Source organism: Caballeronia sp. S22, assembly GCF_964261745.1.
In the GTDB taxonomy this organism is placed as follows: domain Bacteria; phylum Pseudomonadota; class Gammaproteobacteria; order Burkholderiales; family Burkholderiaceae; genus Caballeronia; species Caballeronia jiangsuensis.
Genome location: NZ_OZ180035.1, coordinates 2,094,030 through 2,112,894 on the forward strand (window position 1 = coordinate 2,094,030; position 18,865 = coordinate 2,112,894).

General features: G+C 64.0%; 11 protein-coding genes. 7 read left to right on the forward strand and 4 right to left on the reverse strand.

What is annotated here, in order from left to right:
- Positions 1-661: 661 nt before the first annotated feature.
- Positions 662-1,237: a phasin family protein gene (locus tag ACEN42_RS09905; protein WP_035506491.1), complete on the forward strand. Its 576-nt coding sequence runs from the start codon at positions 662-664 to the stop codon at positions 1,235-1,237.
- Between the two features lie 162 nt (positions 1,238-1,399).
- Here the strand turns inward: ACEN42_RS09905 and lpdA are convergent, their stop codons facing one another.
- From lpdA to aceE, 3 genes are all read right to left on the reverse strand, one after another.
- The gene (gene lpdA / locus ACEN42_RS09910) at positions 1,400-3,466 is read right to left on the reverse strand and encodes a dihydrolipoyl dehydrogenase (RefSeq protein ID WP_250483419.1); all 2,067 of its coding nucleotides are present in this window, start codon (positions 3,464-3,466) and stop codon (positions 1,400-1,402) included.
- A 75-nt stretch (positions 3,467-3,541) separates the two neighbouring features.
- Positions 3,542-5,176, reverse strand: a complete 1,635-nt coding sequence (aceF, locus tag ACEN42_RS09915) for a dihydrolipoyllysine-residue acetyltransferase (protein ID WP_250483418.1) — start codon at positions 5,174-5,176, stop codon at positions 3,542-3,544.
- 80 nt (positions 5,177-5,256) lie between these two features.
- Positions 5,257-7,950 (reverse strand): pyruvate dehydrogenase (acetyl-transferring), homodimeric type, encoded by a 2,694-nt coding sequence (gene aceE / locus ACEN42_RS09920; RefSeq protein ID WP_250483417.1) that lies wholly within the window; start codon positions 7,948-7,950, stop codon positions 5,257-5,259.
- A 281-nt stretch (positions 7,951-8,231) separates the two neighbouring features.
- On the opposite strand from aceE, the gene fixL reads away from it, so the two are divergent.
- The 6 genes from fixL to ACEN42_RS09950 all read left to right on the forward strand — a co-directional run bounded on the left by fixL (position 8,232) and on the right by ACEN42_RS09950 (position 17,482).
- The gene (gene fixL / locus ACEN42_RS09925) at positions 8,232-10,766 is read left to right on the forward strand and encodes an oxygen sensor histidine kinase FixL (RefSeq protein ID WP_035506485.1); all 2,535 of its coding nucleotides are present in this window, start codon (positions 8,232-8,234) and stop codon (positions 10,764-10,766) included.
- Positions 10,763-11,398, forward strand: coding sequence for an oxygen response regulator transcription factor FixJ (gene fixJ, locus ACEN42_RS09930; protein WP_014190971.1), 636 nt, complete (start codon positions 10,763-10,765; stop codon positions 11,396-11,398). Before fixL ends, fixJ begins: the two co-directional genes overlap by 4 nt.
- A 436-nt stretch (positions 11,399-11,834) precedes the next feature.
- A complete protein-coding gene (locus tag ACEN42_RS09935) occupies positions 11,835-13,199 on the forward strand; it encodes a DUF3300 domain-containing protein (protein WP_371881105.1) in 1,365 nt (454 codons plus the stop codon).
- Positions 13,200-13,258: 59 nt separating this feature from the next.
- A complete protein-coding gene (locus ACEN42_RS09940; RefSeq protein ID WP_371879825.1) occupies positions 13,259-14,161 on the forward strand; it encodes a DUF2950 domain-containing protein in 903 nt (300 codons plus the stop codon).
- A gap of 214 nt (positions 14,162-14,375) precedes the next feature.
- Positions 14,376-15,230 carry a bifunctional methylenetetrahydrofolate dehydrogenase/methenyltetrahydrofolate cyclohydrolase FolD gene (folD, locus tag ACEN42_RS09945; RefSeq protein ID WP_187605031.1) on the forward strand — a complete coding sequence of 285 codons (855 nt, stop codon included), beginning with the start codon at positions 14,376-14,378 and terminating at the stop codon, positions 15,228-15,230.
- Positions 15,231-15,370: 140 nt separating this feature from the next.
- Positions 15,371-17,482 (forward strand): M3 family metallopeptidase, encoded by a 2,112-nt coding sequence (locus ACEN42_RS09950; RefSeq protein WP_238288039.1) that lies wholly within the window; start codon positions 15,371-15,373, stop codon positions 17,480-17,482.
- Positions 17,483-17,530: 48 nt separating this feature from the next.
- Here ACEN42_RS09950 and ACEN42_RS09955 read toward each other — a convergent pair whose 3' ends face one another.
- Positions 17,531-18,808 carry an amidohydrolase family protein gene (locus ACEN42_RS09955; RefSeq protein ID WP_371879826.1) on the reverse strand — a complete coding sequence of 426 codons (1,278 nt, stop codon included), beginning with the start codon at positions 18,806-18,808 and terminating at the stop codon, positions 17,531-17,533.
- Between the last annotated feature and the right edge of the window lie 57 nt (positions 18,809-18,865).

The following is an 18,865-nucleotide window of genomic DNA, read 5'->3' on the forward strand; positions in this document are numbered from 1 at the left end:
ATTGCCGATCAACAGCGCGCCTCGATCGGAAAAAAACGATCGTCCCGGCGGAACCGTGCTGCCAAAAGCGCGCTTTTCTACACGACGGCAAACGCACTATCGGCAAAACTTTCCACGACTTTAGTTAAACGTGTGAACCGAATCGGACAAAACGCAGAACTTCGAATCGACGGAGGGGCGGTCGGATGCCGCGGACAAACACGCGACAGATCGGACAGCCGAAATGTTAACGTTTCTTCAACAATTTGGTGTACGGCAACATCTTAAAATTAAGACAAACTTCGGAAACTTCTCGTTTTGCATCGCGATAAGACTCGGACTTCGCGCGCGCGGGCAACATCAAATGTTCATCCGGACGTGTTCTCATCCACTTCGGGAAAGCGCAACGGACGCTACCAAAGGCTATGTGCAGCACGGATGCCCAGGGTTTCCACCGATGCCCGTCTCGCACGCTTTTTTAGCAACTAAGTCCTTGTTTAACATACAATTTCGATTCATTGTGCGGCGCACAAAAAGTGCTTGACATCCATCGGAATATCTCTAAAATGGGTCTCATGTTGCGACGCACCAATTGCAGTTGCACCTAGCCGGCCAGGTTCATCGCGCCGGATCTACCCAAACCACGACCCGCGTTTGATGGGTCGGCCATCAGGAGCCTGAGATGACGCTGTTGACCCCCGAGCAAATCGCCGCTGCACAAAAAGCTAACTTCGACACGCTGTTCGGTCTGACGAACAAGGCGTTCGAAGGCGTCGAGAAGCTGGTCGAACTGAACCTGCAAGTCGTGAAGTCGACGCTGGCCGAAAGCCAGGAAAACGCGCAACGCGCGCTGTCGGTCAAGGACGCTCAAGAACTGCTCGCGCTGCAAGCCAGCCTGACGCAGCCGGTCGCGGAAAAGGTGCTGTCGTATGGCCGTCACCTGTATGAAATCGCGTCGGCCACGCAAGCTGAATTCGCCCGCGTCGCAGAAGCGCAGTACGAAGAGCAAAACCGCAAGGTGCAAACGCTCGTCGACAACGTCGCGAAGAACGCACCGGCTGGTTCGGAAACGGCTGTCGCCGTGATGAAGTCGGCTATCACCGCTGCCAACACGACGTACGAAACGGTTCACAAGGCAACGAAGCAAGCTGTCGAAATCGCTGAAAGCAACTTCAACGCTGCCGCTACGGCTGCGACGAAGGCCGCTACGCAAGCGACCGAGCAAGCTTCCCGCGCTGCCAAGAAGTCGGTTGCGTAAGTTTGCCGCCGGGCCCTGCCCGGTTTGATGCAGCACGCATGACGAAGAACCCGGCCACCGTGCCGGGTTTTTTGTCGTTTGTCGTCCGCCATTTGCCCTGCAAATGAAAAAGGCGCGCTCCGGTTAAGGAGCGCGCCTTTGCACTTTCCGAAGCGCGAACGCTTACTTCTTGCGCTGCGGCGGCAAGTCCGTGCACACGCCTTCGTACAACTCGGCGGCCATCCCGACCGATTCGCCGAGCGTCGGGTGCGGATGGATCGTCTTGCCGATATCGGTTGCATCCGCGCCCATCTCGATCGCGAGACACACTTCGCTGATCAGATCGCCCGCGTTCAGACCGACGATGCCGCCGCCGATCACACGATGCGTCTCTTCATCGAAGATCAGCTTGGTAAAGCCCTCGTCGCGGCCATTCGCGATCGCGCGGCCCGACGCGGCCCACGGGAACACGGCCTTGCCGAACTTGATGCCTTCGGCCTTGCACTGGTCTTCCGTCTTGCCGGCCCACGCCACTTCCGGATCGGTGTACGCCACCGACGGAATCTGCAGCGCGTCGAAATACGCCTTCTCGCCGTGCGCCGCTTCCGCCGCGACATGGCCTTCGTGCACCGCCTTGTGTGCGAGCATCGGCTGGCCTACCAGATCGCCGATCGCGAAGATGTGCGGCACGTTGGTGCGCATCTGCTTGTCGACGTTGATGAAGCCGCGATCCGTCACCGCCACGCCGGCCTTGTCCGCGCCGACCTTGCCGCCGTTCGGGCTGCGTCCGACCGCGAGCAACACGAGGTCATAGCGCTGCGGTTCGCTCGGCGCCTTCTCGCCTTCGAAGGTCACGTAGATGCCGTCTTCCTTGGCCTCGGCCTTGGTCGTCTTGGTCTTGAGCATCACGTTCGTGAAGCGCTTGGAATTGAACTTCTCCCAAACCTTCACGAGATCGCGGTCCGCGCCGAGCATCAGGCCATCGAGCATTTCGACGACATCGATGTCCGAGCCGAGCGTCGAATAAACGGTCGCCATTTCCAGTCCGATGATGCCGCCGCCCACCACGAGCATGCGCTTCGGAAGCTGACGCAATTCGAGCGCGCCGGTCGAATCGACGACACGCGGATCGTCCGGGAAGAACGGCAGCTTCACGGCTTGCGAGCCGGCCGCGATGATCGCCTGCTTGAACTTCACGACCTTCTTGCCGTCCGCGCCCTGCACTTCCATATGGTTCGGATCGACGAAACTGCCGACGCCGGTGACCACCTGCACCTTGCGCGCCTTCGCCATGCCCGCGAGACCGCCGGTCAGTTTCTTGACGACGCCTTCCTTGAAACCGCGCAGCTTGTCGAGATCGACTTTCGGCTCGCCGAAGCTGATGCCGTGCGCCGCGAGTTCCGCCGCTTCGTCGATGACGAGCGCGGTATGCAGCAGCGCCTTCGACGGAATGCAGCCGACGTTCAGACACACGCCGCCCAGCGTCGAATAACGCTCGACCAGCACCGTCTTCATGCCGAGATCGGCGGACCGGAACGCCGCCGAGTAACCGCCGGGGCCCGCGCCGATCACGAGCATGTCGCATTCGACATCGGCGGCGCCGGAGTAGCTGCCCGCCTGCGGCGCGGGCGTGGACGCGGACGCCGGAGCGGCTGCGGCGGCTGCCGGAGCGGCCTTCTGAGGCGCGGCCGCGGGAGCCGCGTCGCCGCCTTCGAGCGTCAGGACGAGCGTGCCTTCCGACACGTTGTCACCGACCTTCACCTTCACTTCCTTCACCGTGCCCGCAGCCGGAGAAGGCACGTCCATCGTGGCCTTGTCGGATTCGAGCGTGATGAGCGATTGTTCCTTCTCGACCGTATCGCCCGGCTTCACGTGCACTTCGATGACCGGAATATCCTTGAAGTCGCCGATATCCGGCACCTTCACGTCCTGCACGCCGCCACCGCCCGCAGCCTTCGCGGGTGCGGCGGCCGGAGCCGGCGCGGCAGCGGGCGCAGCGGCAGCACCCGCGCCTTCCGTTTCGACCATCGCGATGACCGAGCCTTGGCTGACCTTGTCGCCCTGCTTGACCTTCACTTCCTTGATCGTACCCGCGACATCGGCAGGCACTTCCATCGTGGCTTTGTCGGTTTCGAGCGTGATGACGCCCTGTTCCTTTTCGATGCTGTCGCCGGGTTTGATATTGACTTCGATGACATCGACATCGGAGAAGTCGCCGATGTCGGGTACTTTTAGTTCGACGAGACTCATGTTGTCCCCTAAGAGATGTGCGGATGGAACCTCAGGGCAAAGCCCCGAGGTTCCGCCGTCGGCCAGATCCGAAGATCAGAGAATGACGCGACGGAAATCGCCCAGAATCGCCGACAGATAAGCGTTGAAGCGCGCGGCAGCCGCACCGTCGATGACACGATGGTCGTACGACAGCGACATCGGCAGCGTGAGGCGCGGCACGAACTGCTTGCCGTCCCACACCGGCTTCATCTGACCGCGCGACAGGCCGAGAATCGCGACTTCGGGCGCGTTGATGATCGGCGTGAAGTGCGTTCCGCCGATGCCGCCCAGCGACGAGATCGAGAAGCAGCCGCCCTGCATCTGATCGGGCTTGAGCTTGCCGTCGCGCGCGAGCTTCGACAGCTCCGCCATTTCCTTGGCGATATCGACGAGGCCCTTCTTGTCCGCGTCGCGGATCACCGGAACGACGAGACCGTTCGGCGTATCGGCCGCGAAACCGATGTGGTAGTACTTCTTGAACACGAGGTTGTCGCCGTCCAGGCTCGCGTTGAAGTCCGGGAACTTCTTGAGCGCCGAGACCACGGCCTTGATGACGAACGCGAGCATCGTGAACTTCACGCCCGCCTTTTCGTGTTCCTTGTTCAGCTTGACGCGCAGTTCTTCGAGCTCGGTGATGTCGGCTTCGTCGTTGTTCGTGACGTGCGGAATCATCACCCAGTTGCGATGCAGGTTCGCACCCGAGATCTTCTTGATGCGCGACAGCGGCTTCGGATCGATCGGCCCGAACTTCGTGAAATCGATCTTCGGCCACGGCAGGAGGCCCAGCTCGCCGCCGCCACCGCCAGCCGGTGCAGCCGCTGCGGGCGCAGCACCTTGTCCCGACATCACACCCTTGACGAACGCGGTGATGTCGCCTTGCGTGATGCGGCCTTTGGGACCGCTGCCGCGCACGCGCGACACATCGACGCCGAGGTCGCGCGCGAACTTGCGCACCGACGGCGACGCGTGGCTCGACGTGCGCGTGCCGTCGCCGGCGGGCATCAGGGGCGCCTGCGCGAGCGCGGACGGCGCCTCTTTCGCGGGAGCGGGTTTCACCGGCGCATCGGACGGCACTTCGACCGGCTTCGCGGGCGCGGGAGCCGCCGCGGGCGCCGCTGCGCCAGCGCCGCCTTCCAGCACGACGATCAGCGTGCCTTCGGAAACCGTGTCGCCGATCTTGACCTTCAGCTCTTTCACCGTGCCCGCTTCGGGGCTCGGCACGTCCATCGTCGCCTTGTCGGATTCGAGCGTGACGAGCGACTGCTCCTTCTCGACCTTGTCGCCGACCTTCACCCCGATCTCGATGACCGGAATGTCCTTGAAGTCGCCGATGTCCGGCACCTTCACTTCGATGGTACCGCCGCCGCTCGCCGCGGGCGCGGCAGCGGGCGCCGCCGCCGGCGCCGGTGCGGCCGCTTCCTGCTTGGCGGCAGGCGCGGATGCGGATGCGCCGCCTTCCAGCACGACGATCAGCGTGCCTTCCGACACGTTGTCGCCGACCTTGACCTTGACCTCCTTCACGGTGCCCGCCGCCGAACTCGGCACGTCCATCGTCGCCTTGTCGGATTCGAGCGTGACGAGCGACTGCTCGGGTTCGACCGTATCGCCCACCTTGACCAGCACTTCGATCACGGGGATGTCCTTGAAATCGCCGATGTCCGGCACTTTGACTTCGATCGCTTGACTCATTATTAGTGTCTCCTGGGTTGCACGCGGGCCTCCTTCCGCTTCGGAAGGAGGCCGCGTCACAACGCACGGGGGCGATGCCTTTAGACGGTCATCGGGTTGGGTTTGGACGGGTCGAGGTTGTACTTCTTGATCGCCTCGGCGACGACCTTGCGCTCGATCGTGCCTTCGTCGGCCAGCGCGTTCAGCGCGGCCAGCGTCACCCAGTAGCGGTCGACTTCGAAGAAGTGGCGCAGCGCCTCGCGCGTATCCGAGCGGCCGTAGCCGTCGGTGCCGAGCACCACGAACTTGTTCGGCACATAGCCGCGGATCTGGTCGACGAGCGCACGGATGTAGTCCGTCGATGCGATCACCGGGCCCTTCGCGCCCTTGAGCAGCGCGCTCACGTGCGGCACGCGCTTCTCTTCCGTCGGGTGCAGCAGGTTCCAGCGCTCGCACGCCTGACCGTCGCGCGCCAGTTCAGTGAAGCTCGGCACGCTCCAGAGATCGGCGGTGACGTTCCAGTCGTTCTTCAGGAGATCGGCGGCGGCGATCACTTCATTGAAGATCGTGCCCGCGCCCATCAGTTGAACGTGCGCCTTGCCCGCGCCTTCGGCCTTCTTGAACGCGTACATGCCCTTAATGATGTCCGAAGCAACGGCATCGCCTTGCGGGATCGCCGGATGCTCGTAGTTCTCGTTCATCACGGTGATGTAGTAGTACACGTCTTCCTGATCCGCGACCATGCGGCGCAGACCATCCTGCATGATGACCGCGAGCTCGTAGCCGAACGTCGGGTCGTAGCTCACGCAGTTCGGGACCGACGCCGCCCACAGCAGCGAGTGGCCGTCTTCGTGCTGCAGGCCTTCGCCGTTGAGCGTCGTGCGGCCCGCGGTGCCGCCCAGCAGGAAGCCGCGCGAACGCATGTCGCCCGCGGCCCAGGCAAGATCGCCGATGCGCTGGAAGCCGAACATCGAGTAGAAGATGTAGAACGGGATCATGATCTCGCCGTGCGTCGAGTACGACGTCGCGGCCGCGATCCAGTCACACATGCCACCCGCTTCGTTGATGCCTTCCTGCAGGATCTGACCCGTCTCCGATTCGCGATAGAACATCAGTTGGTCGGAGTCTTCCGGCACGTACTTCTGGCCTTCCTGATTCCAGATGCCGATCTGGCGGAAGAGACCTTCCATGCCAAAGGTACGCGACTCGTCCGGCACGATCGGCACGACGCGCTTGCCGAGCGCCTTGTCCTTCAGCAGGATGTTCAGGATCCGCACGAAGGCCATCGTCGTGGAGATTTCGCGGCCTTCGCCCGTGCCCTTCAGGAGCGGCTCGAACGCGGAGAGCGCCGGCACCGGCAGCGATTCCGCCTTCTCGCGGCGCGACGGCAGATAGCCGCCCAGGTCCATGCGCTTCTGACGCATGTACTCCAGTTCCTTCGAGCCTTCTTCGAACGTGAGGTACGGCACGTCGGCGATTTGCTCGTCGCTGAGCGGCAGGCGGAACTGGTCGCGGAATTTCTTCAGCGTGTCGATCGGCAGCTTCTTCTGCTGGTGCGTGATGTTCATCGCCTGACCGTGCTCGCCCATGCCATAGCCCTTGATGGTCTTGGCGAGGATGACGGTCGGTGCGCCCTTCGTCTTTGTAGCGGCGTCGAATGCCGCGTAGATCTTGTGCGGATCGTGTCCGCCGCGGTTCAGGTTCCAGATGTCGTCATCGGACCAGTCGGCGACCAGCGCCTTCAGTTCCGGCGTGTTGAAGAAGTGCTCGCGTACGAACGCGCCCGACTCCGACTTGTACGTCTGGTACTCGCCGTCGACGACTTCCATCATGCGGCGCATCAGCGCGCCGGTCTTGTCGCGCGCGAAGAGCGCGTCCCAGCGGCTGCCCCAGATGACCTTGATGACGTTCCAGCCCGCGCCGCGGAATTCGCTTTCCAGTTCCTGGATGATCTTGCCGTTGCCGCGCACCGGACCGTCCAGGCGCTGCAGGTTGCAGTTGATGACGAACACGAGGTTGTCCAGACGCTCGCGGCCGGCCATGCCGATCGCGCCGAGCGATTCCGGCTCGTCCGTTTCGCCGTCGCCGAGGAACGCCCAGACCTTGCGGCCTTCCGTCTTCGCGATGCCGCGCGCCGCCATGTACTTCATGAAGCGCGCCTGATAGATCGCCATGATCGGGCCGAGACCCATCGACACGGTCGGGAATTGCCAGAAGTCCGGCATCAGCCACGGATGCGGATACGAGGAGATGCCCTCGCCGCCCACTTCCTGACGGAAGTTGTTCAGTTGCTTCTCGGTCAGGCGGCCGAGCAGGAACGCGCGCGAGTACACACCCGGCGACGAGTGACCCTGCACGAACACGAGATCGCCGCCGTGTTCTTTCGACGGCGCGTGCCAGAAGTGATTGAAGCCGACGTCATAGAGCGTTGCGGCCGACGCGAACGAAGCGATGTGCCCGCCGACGTTCGTGTCCTTGCCCGCGCGCAGCACCATCGCGATGGCGTTCCAGCGGGTGTACGAGCGGATGCGGTGTTCGAGGTCCTGATCGCCCGGATTCTTCGCCTGCGCGGCGACGGGGATCGTGTTGATGTACGGCGTGTTCGCCGAGAACGGCAGGTGCTCGCCATGCACGCGAGCGAATTCGATCTGTTTCTCGATCAGGTAGTGCGCGCGATCAGGACCGACCGCGGAAATTACGCCATCGAGCGCGTCGAGCCACTCGGCGGTTTCCTGAGGATCGTCGTCCTTGGCGTTGGCGACATATTTGAGAACTTCGTCGGGTACAGCGGACATGCTCGTCTCCTGATGTGAGGAACACTCTGAGAACCGCCGGCGCACGCCCGATCGAAGGCGGGCACTGGCCGCGTGCCGGCAATTCTAAAGAGGGTCCAGACCATGATGCAAGGAATTTTTCAAATCATGAGAGTTAATCTCACCATACGAAAAATTGCTGCAACGCACCGTCCGATAAGACTTTTTTGTTCAGATGTTTCTCCTCCTTTTGCGACAATCCATACTTCTTTACCGTCTTTTTACGCCGATTAACAATCAGGCGCTGCGTTACAATCGCTTCCATGTTGACCGAACGGCTGATCAAACGCTCGGCGAGGGTCGCGCGAAAGCCGACCGACGCCTCGCCCTCCCGCTGGCACCACGGCCCGTGGTGGTCGAACTCCTATTTACTCACGCCGCTCATTTCGATCCTGGTATTCCTGGTCGTGATGAGTCTCATCCTATGGAGCCTGAACCGGCGCGAGCAACAGCAGCAGGAAGACACGCTCTATCGGAATGTCGCGTGGGCACAGCAGCAAATCCGTCTTTCGATGACCGGCGCGCAGGAGCAGATCCAGGCGCTCGCCCGCGACATCGCGACCGGCCACGGCGACCCGCAAACCTTCCAGACCTCGTCCACCGACATCATGCAGGGGCATCCCGAGATCCTCTACATGAACTGGTACACGAGCGAGCATAAGCCCCGCTGGCCGAATACGCCGCTGCCCGTGCTCGGATCGCGGCTCGCGAAGCCCAACGACACGCAGATGGACGAGGCCGTGCAGGCCGCATTCGACGAAGCGCGCACCACCCGCCGCCAAGTCTACTCGCCGTTGCTCTACGACGACCTCGGCAATGGCTATATCACCCTGCAGACACCGGTTTTCCGCGACCGCGAGTTCCTCGGCTCGATCGCGGCGGTGTTCTCGATCGAAGGCGTCCTGAAGCACGACATTCCGAGCGAACTGTCGGCGAAGTACAAGATTTCCATCACCGACCTGAACAACCGCGAGCTCGCGACCACGTCGAGCCGCCCGCGCCTGCCGCGCGACATGTTCTACGACCTGCCGCTCGATCCGCCGGGACAGGGCCTGTCGGTGCGCGTGTATTCGTATCCGCAGCTCACCAACTTCACCAACAACACGCTCGTCTGGCTCGTCGCGGGTTTGTCGTGCTTCGTGCTCTGGAGTCTCTGGAGCCTGTGGAAGCACACGCGCCAGCGCTTCGAGGCGCAACAGGCGCTGTACGCCGAAGCGTTTTTTCGCCGCGCGATGGAAAACTCGGTGCTGATCGGCATGCGCGTGCTCGACATGCACGGCCGCATCACGCACGTGAATCCCGCGTTCTGCCGCATGACGGGCTGGGACGAGAGCGATCTCGTCGGCAAGAACGCGCCGTTCCCGTACTGGCCGCGCGACGCGTATCCCGAAATGCAGCGCCAGCTCGACATGACGCTGCGCGGCAAGGCGCCCTCGTCCGGCTTCGAACTGCGCGTGCGCCGCAAGGACGGTTCGTTCTTCCACGCGCGGCTCTACGTGTCGCCGCTGATCGACAGTTCGGGCCGGCAGACCGGCTGGATGTCGTCGATGACGGACATCACCGAGCCCAAGCGCGCCCGCGAAGAACTCGCCGCCGCGCACGAGCGCTTCACCACCGTGCTCGAAAGCCTCGACGCGGCCGTCTCCGTGCTCGCCGCCGACGAAGCCGAGCTGCTCTTCGCCAATCGCTATTACCGGCATCTGTTCGGCATCCGTCCGGACGGGCATCTGGAGCTCGCGGGCGCCGCGTTCGACGGCGGCTCGCAGAGCTCGTCCGACACCATCGACATGGTCGACACCTACGCGGGCCTGCCCGCCACCGCGCTCACCGAAAGCTCGGCGGACGCGCAGGAAGTCTATGTCGAAGGCATCCAGAAGTGGTTCGAGGTGCGCCGCCAGTACATCCAGTGGGTCGACGGCCATCTCGCGCAGATGCAGATCGCCACCGACATCACGCAGCGCAAGCAGGCGCAGGAACTCGCGCATCAGCAGGAAGAAAAGCTCCAGTTCACGAGCCGCCTGATGACGATGGGCGAAATGGCGTCGTCGCTCGCGCACGAGCTGAATCAGCCGCTCGCGGCGATCAACAACTATTGTTCGGGCTGCGTCGCGCTGGTGAAATCCGGCCGCGTGACCCAGGAAACGCTGCTTCCCGTGCTCGAAAAGACCGCGCAGCAGGCCGTGCGCGCAGGCATGATCATCAAGCGCATCCGCGAGTTCGTGAAGCGCAGCGAGCCCAAGCGCCAGGCCGCGCGCGTCGCGGATATCGTCGCGGACGCGGTCGGTCTCGCCGAAATCGAGGCGCGCAAACGCAAGATCCGCATCGTCACCGAAATCCGCTCGCGCATGCCGGTGATCTACGTCGATCCGGTTTTGATCGAACAAGTGTTGGTCAACCTGTTGAAAAACGCGGCCGAGGCGATGCATGATGCGAAACCGAACGCCATCGATCCGGTGATTCGCGTCGTCGTGCAGCGCATGGACGGCGGCTTCGTGTGCATCAGCGTGGTCGATCAGGGTCCGGGCGTGGACGAGGCAACCGCCGAACGCCTCTTCGAACCGTTTTACAGCACCAAGTCCGATGGCATGGGCATGGGGCTGAACATCTGCCGCTCGATCATCGAGTCGCATCGCGGACGCCTCTGGGTCGTCAACAACGTCGAAGCGGACGGCCACGTGACCGGCGCGACCTTCCACTGCAGCCTGCCGATCGGCGCAGTGGACGGCAGCTCGGGCACAAGCGGCACGGATGCGCAGGACGAACATACGAGACAACAAACAGTTACGGGAGAACTATGAGCACAGTCACCACTCAGGAAACCGTCTTCGTCGTCGACGATGACGAAGCCGTGCGTGATTCCTTGCGCTGGCTGCTCGAAGCAAACGGCTATCGCGTTCAGTGTTTCTCCAGCGCGGAATCGTTTCTCGACGTCTATCTGCCGATCTCGCACTCCGGCGCGATTTCCTGCCTGATCCTCGACGTGCGGATGGCCGGCATGACGGGGCTGGAGTTGCAGGAGAAGCTCATCGCCGAGAATTCGCTCCTGCCGATCATCTTCGTGACGGGTCACGGCGACGTGCCGATGGCCGTCTCGACGATGAAAAAAGGCGCGATGGACTTCATCGAAAAGCCGTTCGACGAGGCCGAGCTGCGCAAGCTCGTGGAGCGCATGCTGGAGAAGGCGCGCAGCGAAAGCACCAGCGTGCAGCAGCAGCGCGCCGCCGCCGAGCGTCTCGGCAAGCTGACCGCGCGCGAGCATCAGGTGCTCGAACGCATCATCGCGGGACGCCTGAACAAGCAGATCGCCGACGATCTCGGCATCAGCATCAAGACGGTGGAAGCGCATCGCGCGAACATCATGGAGAAGCTCTCCGTGAACACCGTCGCCGATCTGCTGCGACTCGCGCTGTCGAACAAGCCTCAGCAGTAACGGCTTCGCTCTCCCGTTCGCGGCCGGCATCGTCATGCCGGCCGCGCTTTCATGGCGCGCCCGATGCCCGCATCGCGCCGTCCGTCCCCTTCCGAAACCCCCGTTGTCGGCGAGAGTGAAACGTGATATTTCCTGAATCACGTTGACACACATCGCGGCCCGCCCGTAATTTGGCCGGACCCACTACCGGACAACGGTCATGCGCGACAAGGCGTCTGCCACGTACTTGCTCGACGGTCAAACGTTTGGTGTCGATACCTTCGAGACCAGCGCGCGCTCTCGCATCGTTCCCTTCGCTTTCATCAAGCACTGCGCATCAGTTCGCCGCCTGTCGGCTAACAACGTGCGCATCGCGCGTGCACCGGAGGACTTGATCTTGAAACGAACCCCTTACATCGTCGTCGGGCATCGCGCGCGCACGCTGCGGATCATCGCGATGAGCGTTGCGCTCGCGTTGCCGCTCGCGGCGCTTCATCCCGGACCGGTGCACGCACAGACGCAGGACGCCGCGAGCACCGCGCCGAAGCTCACGAACCAGCAGCTCGACGCGCTGACCGCGCCGGTCGCGCTCTATCCCGACGCGCTGCTCGCGCAGGTGATGATGGCGTCGACGTATCCGTCGCAAATCACCGAAGCGGCCGCGTGGTCGAAGGCGAATCCGAACGTCAAGGGCGACGACGCGGTCAAGGCCGTGCAATCCGAGCCGTGGGATCCGAGCGTGCAATCGCTCGTCGCGTTCCCTCAGGCGCTCGCGACGATGGCCTCCAAGATCGACTGGGTGACGCAGCTCGGCAACGCCTTCATCGCGCAGCCGAGCGACGTGATGGACTCGGTTCAGCGTCTGCGGCGCGCGGCGCAAAGCGCGGGCAATCTCAAGACGAACGAGCAGCAGAAGGTCACGAGCGCGCCGCCGCCGCCGGGCAGCACGACCACCAGCACGACCGTGATCCAGATCGAGCCGGCCAATCCGCAAGTGGTCTACGTGCCGACCTACAACCCGACGGTCGTGTACGGCACATGGCCCTATCCGGCCTATCCGCCGGTCTACGTGCCGCCGCCTCCGGGATATGCGATGGCGTCGGCGTTCGTCGGCGGCCTCGCGTTCGGCGCGGGCGTCGCGGTCGTGAATTCGCTGTGGGGCAATTGCAACTGGGGTCACGGCGATGTCAACGTCAACGTGAACCGCTACAACAACATCAACACGAGCAACCGCATCAACGCGAACAGCAACAACGTGCGCTGGAACCGCAACGATCCGCAGTTCAACCGGACCAACGTCCAGAACCGGCAGAACACGTTGAACAACGCGAATCGCGACGCGAACGCCAACCAGTTCCGCGGCCGCGAGGACGGGCGCGCGCAGGCGGCCCAGACGCTGCAGCAGCGCACCGGGCAAAACCTCAACGAGCCGGCCAGCCAGCGCGTGCAGAGCATCCGCCAGGGCGGCGGAGAGAACGCGCGCAACACGAGCGACCTGCGTCAGCGCTCGCAGGACGTGAATCGCGATAACGCGCTGCGCGGCGCGGGCGACGGCAACGGCGCGCGGCAGGACATGCAGCGCGGACAGGCGAGCCGGGAGTCGTTCGCCAATCAGTCGCATAACCGCGGCGGCGGTGTCGAGCGTCAGGCAGGCGGCGGGCTTGGCGGCGGCGGTGGTGGTGGCGGCGGATTCCATGGAGGCGGCGGAGGCGGCGGCGGCGTGCAACGCGGCGGCGGCGGAGGCGGCGGATTTCACGGAGGTGGCGGCGGAGGCGGCGGCGGGTTCCATCGAGGCGGCGGCGGAGGAGGATTCCGCCGGTGATGATCGCGTCCATCGTCAAACGCCGCTTAGGCAGCGAACGCCAGATCCAGGAGCCCGACATGAAAACACTCGCCTCATCGAAGAAGCCATTGCTTCGCGCACTTGTTGCCGCGTCGCTCGCGCTCGGCGCGACGTTCGCGTACGCGCAGGCCGTGTATCCCACCGCGGAAGCGGCCGCGCAGGCGTTCACCGACGCCATCGCGACCAACGACGAAACCGCGCTCTCCAAAGTCCTCGGCAAGGACCACGGGCGCTACGTGCCCGAGGGCAGCATCGGCGAAGAGGACATCTACGCGTACCTCGCCGCGTGGGCGCAACAGCATCGCATCGTCGAGGATACGCAGCCGCTCGATGGCCGTCCGGCCGCCCACATCGAAGCGGGCACGAGCGGCTGGACCCTGCCGATTCCGCTCGTGAAAGTAGCGAAAGGCTGGCGCTTCGACATGCCCGCCGCGCGCGACGAAGTGTTCACGCGGCGTATCGGCCGCAACGAGCGTTCGGCGATGCAGGTCGCGCTCGCGGTCGTCGCCGCGCAAAGCGACTATCAAAAGACGGCCGGCCGCTACGCCGACCGTTTCGTGAGCACGCCCGGCAAGCACGACGGCCTCTACTGGCACACCGCGCCGGGCGATCCGGAAAGCCCGCTCGGTCCGCTCGCCGCGACGATGCCGAACAAGCCTACCGACAAGGACGGCTACTACGGCTACCACTACCGCATCCTGACGGCGCAGGGCGCGAACGCGCAGGGCGGCGCGAAGAACTATCTGCAGGACGGCAAGCTGACGAACGGCTTCGGCGTGATTGCGACGCCCGCGCGCTACGGCGAGACCGGCGTGATGACCTTCATCGTCAATCAGGACGGGCAGATCTACGAGAAGGATCTCGGCCCGGCGTCCACACGCGCGGCCGCGGCGATCAAGTCGTTCAATCCGGATTCGTCGTGGAAGGTGGTGACGCCGTGAGTCCCGGCGAGGTGTCGAAGATGGCGGGCCGGAACGCACGATAGCGCCCGGCGGTATAATTTCGCCCTTCCCAGGGGCGCATTTGCCGCGCATTTGCCGACGAGGCGCCCAGCACCATGCGCGAGCGCCGCGCACCGCTGCCGCACGAAAGCGGCGGGCACGGCGTCGGCTTCACGCCCTCGCGCGCCCTCGCCCATCCTCGATCCGATTCGCCATGACCGCCCAACTCATCGACGGCAACGCCCTTTCCAAGACCCTTCGCGCCGATGTCGCCCAGCGCGCCGCCGCACTCACCGCCCGTGGACACAAGCCGGGCCTGGCCGTCGTGCTCGTCGGCGACAATCCCGCGAGCGAGGTCTACGTGCGCAACAAGGTGAAGGCCTGCCACGACAACGGCCTGCACTCGGTGATGGACCGCTTCCCCGCGACGCTCGCCGAAAACGAGCTGCTCGCGCACATCGCGAAGCTCAACGCCGATCCTTCGATCCACGGCATTCTCGTGCAACTGCCGTTGCCCGCGCATATCGATAGCCACAAGGTCATCGAAGCCATCGCGCCGGAGAAGGATGTCGACGGCTTTCACGTCGCCAACGCGGGCGCGCTCCTGACCGGCAAGCCGCTCTTTCGCCCGTGCACGCCCTACGGCGTGATGAAGATGTTCGAGGCGCACGACATCAGCCTCAAAGGCGCGAACGCGGTGGTGATCGGCCGCTCGAACATCGTCGGCAAGCCGATGGCGCTCCTCTTGCTCGAAGCCGGCGCGACCGTCACCATCTGCCACAGCAAGACGCGCGACCTCGCGAAGCACACGCGCGACGCCGATGTGATCGTCGCCGCGGTCGGCCGCCGCAACATCCTGACCGCGGACATGGTGAAGCCGGGCGCGACCGTGATCGATGTCGGCATGAACCGCAACGACGAAGGCAAGCTGTGCGGCGACGTCGATTTCGCGGGCGTCAGCGAAGTGGCCGGATTCATCACGCCGGTGCCGGGCGGCGTCGGCCCGATGACCATCACGATGCTGCTCGTCAACACGATCGAAGCGGCCGAACGCGCGGCGCAGGCGTGAACATCGGCGCGGGGCGGCATTAATCGGCCCCTTAAAAACAATCGATTGGAATTTGCCCCGCCCGCCCCAATAATCTCGGAGAGAGCCGGCGCGGCACGCGTCCCGTTCCCGGCTTCGTCCAACATCAGAACGGGAGAGTCATGAGCGATACCACGTCCACCCCGGCAGCGGCCAATCCGCTGCTCGATTTTTCCGATCTTCCGCGTTTCGGCGAGATTCAGCCCGCGCACGTCACGCCCGCGCTCGACGTGCTGCTCGCCGATGCGAAAGCCGCCGTCGACCGCGCGAGCGCGCCGGACACGCCCGCGACCTGGAAGGATGTCGTCGAGGCAGTCGAGCAGGAATCGGAAAAACTGTCGCGCGCGTGGGGCGTCATCGGCCATCTGAACGCCGTCGCCGATACGCCCGAACTGCGCGCCGCGCACGCCGAAAACCTGCCGCGCGTCACCGAATTCTCCGCGAGCGTCGGGCAGAATCTCGCGCTCTACGAGAAGTACAAGGCGATCGCCGCAGGCCCGGAATTCGCCGGTCTGTCGGCCGAGCGCAAGAAGATTCTGGAGAACTCGCTGCGCGATTTCCGCCTGTCGGGCGCGGAATTGCCCGAGGATCGCAAGCCGCGTTTCGCGCAGTTGCAGGAGGAGCAGGCAGCGCTCTCCAAGGCGTTCTCCGATCACGTGCTCGATTCGACCAACGCGTACGCGTACATCGTCACGAAGGAAAGCGATCTCGCCGGCCTGCCCGACGACGTGATCGAAGCAGCCCGCGAAGCCGCGCAACGCGATGGCAAGGATGGCTGGAAGTTCACGCTGCATTTCCCTTCGTATTTCCCCGTGTTGCAATATGCCGAACATCGCCCGATGCGCGAGGCGATGTATCGCGCGTACGTCACGCGTGCGTCGGAACTGGGCGGCACTTATGGCGACGGCAAGGCCGAATGGGACAACACGGCCAATGTCGTCGAGAACCTGAAGCTGCGCGAGGAAGAAGCGAAGACGCTCGGCTATCAGAACTTCGCGGAAGTGTCGCTCGCGCCGAAGATGGCCGAATCGCCCGCGCAAGTCATCGCGTTCCTCGAAGATCTCGCCACGCGCGCCCGCCCTTACGCCGAAAACGACTGGATGGAACTGCGCGCGTTCGCCGCGACCGAGCTCGGCATGCCCGAACTGCAGCCCTGGGATATCGCGTATGCAGCCGAGAAGCTGCGCCAGAAGCGCTACTCGTTCTCCGAGAACGAAGTGAAGCAATACTTCCCGCAGGAAGCCGTGCTGAAGGGCCTTTTCAAGGTCACCGAAACACTTTTCAACGTGTCGATCCGCCGCGACGAAGCCGCCGTGTGGAACCCCGACGTGCGCTTCTTCCGCGTCGAGAACAAGGACGGCACGCTCGTCGCGCAGTTCTATCTCGACCTCTACGCGCGCGAGGGCAAGCGCGGCGGCGCCTGGATGGACGACGCCCGCTCGCGCCACAAGCGCACGCAAGGCGGCGTGCAGACGCCGGTCGCCTATCTCACGTGCAACTTCTCGGCGCCGGTGGGCGGCAAGCCCGCCTGCTTCACGCACGATGAAGTCATCACGCTGTTCCACGAGTTCGGGCACGGGCTGCATCACATGCTGACGCGCATCGACGAGCTGGGCGTGTCGGGCATCAATGGCGTGGAGTGGGATGCGGTCGAACTGCCGTCGCAGTTCATGGAGAACTTCTGCTGGGAGTGGGACGTGCTGACGGATATGTCCGCGCATGTCGAGACCGGCGCGCCGCTGCCGCGCGAGCTGTTCGACAAGATGCTCGCCGCGAAGAACTTCCAGAGCGGCCTCGGCACGCTGCGCCAGATCGTCTTCTCGATGTTCGACATGGTGCTGCACACGTCCTACGATCCGGCGAACGCGACGCAGAACGTGAACGATCTCGCGCGCTCGATCAACGAGAAGTTCCATGTGATTCCGCAGGCGCCGTTCTCGCGCTGGCCCAACACGTTCAGCCATATCTTCGCGGGCGGCTACGCGGCGGGCTACTACAGCTACAAGTGGGCCGAAGTGCTGTCAGCCGATGCGTACGCCGCGTTCGAAGAGGCCGCGAAGGCCGGCAACGGCTCGGTGCTCGACGCGACGACGGGCACGCGCTATCGCCGCGAGATTCTCGAAGTGGGCGGCAGCCGCCCGGCGATGGATTCGTTCAAGGCGTTCCGTGGACGCGAGCCGGACATCGACGCATTGCTGCGTCATAACGGCATGTCCGGGCAAGCGGCGCACTGATCGTTAGCCGGCTCGACAACCCGGTCCGCAGGCAAGGGACCGGGTTTTTTATCGCCTGTCGATCCTGAAATCGACTTCCGATGGCCGCCCTTCGAGCGCCAGCGTCGCGCGCACGGCGGGGCTTCGGCTGACCACTTTGCCGCGTCGAACGACAGCCGTGCGCGCTGCGCGCAGGCGAATCGCTTCGATGGGATCGCGCGCATCGAGGACGACGCAATCCGCGTTGCAGCCCACTTCGATGCCGTAACCTTCCAGCCCGAGAATGCGCGCCGGACTTTTCGTCACCGCATCGAAGCACGCGCGCATCGCATCGACACCGGTCATCTGCGCGACGTGCAAACCCATATGCGCGACTTCGAGCATGTCGCCGGAGCCGAGGCTGTACCACGGGTCCATCACGCAATCGTGGCCGAACGCGACCGTGATGCCGCCCGCCATCAGTTCCGGCACGCGCGTCATGCCTCGTCGCTTCGGGTACGTGTCCGAGCGCCCTTGCAGCGTGATGTTGATGAGCGGATTCGCAATCGCCGCGACGCCCGCTTCGCGCATCAGCGGAATGAGCTTGCTGACGTAGTAGTTGTCCATCGAGTGCATCGACGTGAGATGCGAGCCGGTCACGCGGCCGTGCAGTCCGAGCCGATGCGTTTCCGCCGCGAGCGTTTCGATATGACGCGACATCGGATCGTCGGATTCGTCGCAGTGCATGTCCACGCGCAAGCCCTGCTCCGCCGCGAACTCGCACAGGAGCTTCACCGATGCCGCGCCGTCGGCCATCGTGCGTTCGAAGTGCGGAATGCCGCCGACGACATCGACGCCCATCGCGATCGCGCGCTTCAGGTTCTCGAACGCGCCTGCGCTGCGCAACACGCCGTCTTGCGGAAACGCGACGAGTTGCAGATCGAGATACGGTTTCACGCGGCGCTTCACTTCGACGAGCGCTTCCACGGCCAGCAGGCGCGGATCGCACACATCGACGTGAGAGCGGATCGCGAGCAGCCCGCGCGCGACGGCCCAGTCGCAGTACTGCAACGCGCGCTCGACGAGCGCTTCCTGCGTGAGATCGGGCTTCAGTTCGCCCCACAGCGCGATGCCTTCGAGCAGCGTGCCCGACGCGTTCACGCGCGGCAAACCATAGGACAGCGTCGCGTCCATGTGGAAATGCGCATCGACGAAAGGCGCGGTGACGAGCGAACCGTTCGCATCAATTTCCTCTCGCGCGGTGGCCGTCAAACGCGGCTCGATCGCGGCGATACGCCCCGCTTCCATACCGATATCGACGAGCCCGCGCGAGTCCGCGAGCGCCGCGCGGCGAATGATCAAATCCATGTGCGAAACCTCCGTATCAGGCTTTTCGTCCGATGTGTCCGTTCGATTGTATCGGGA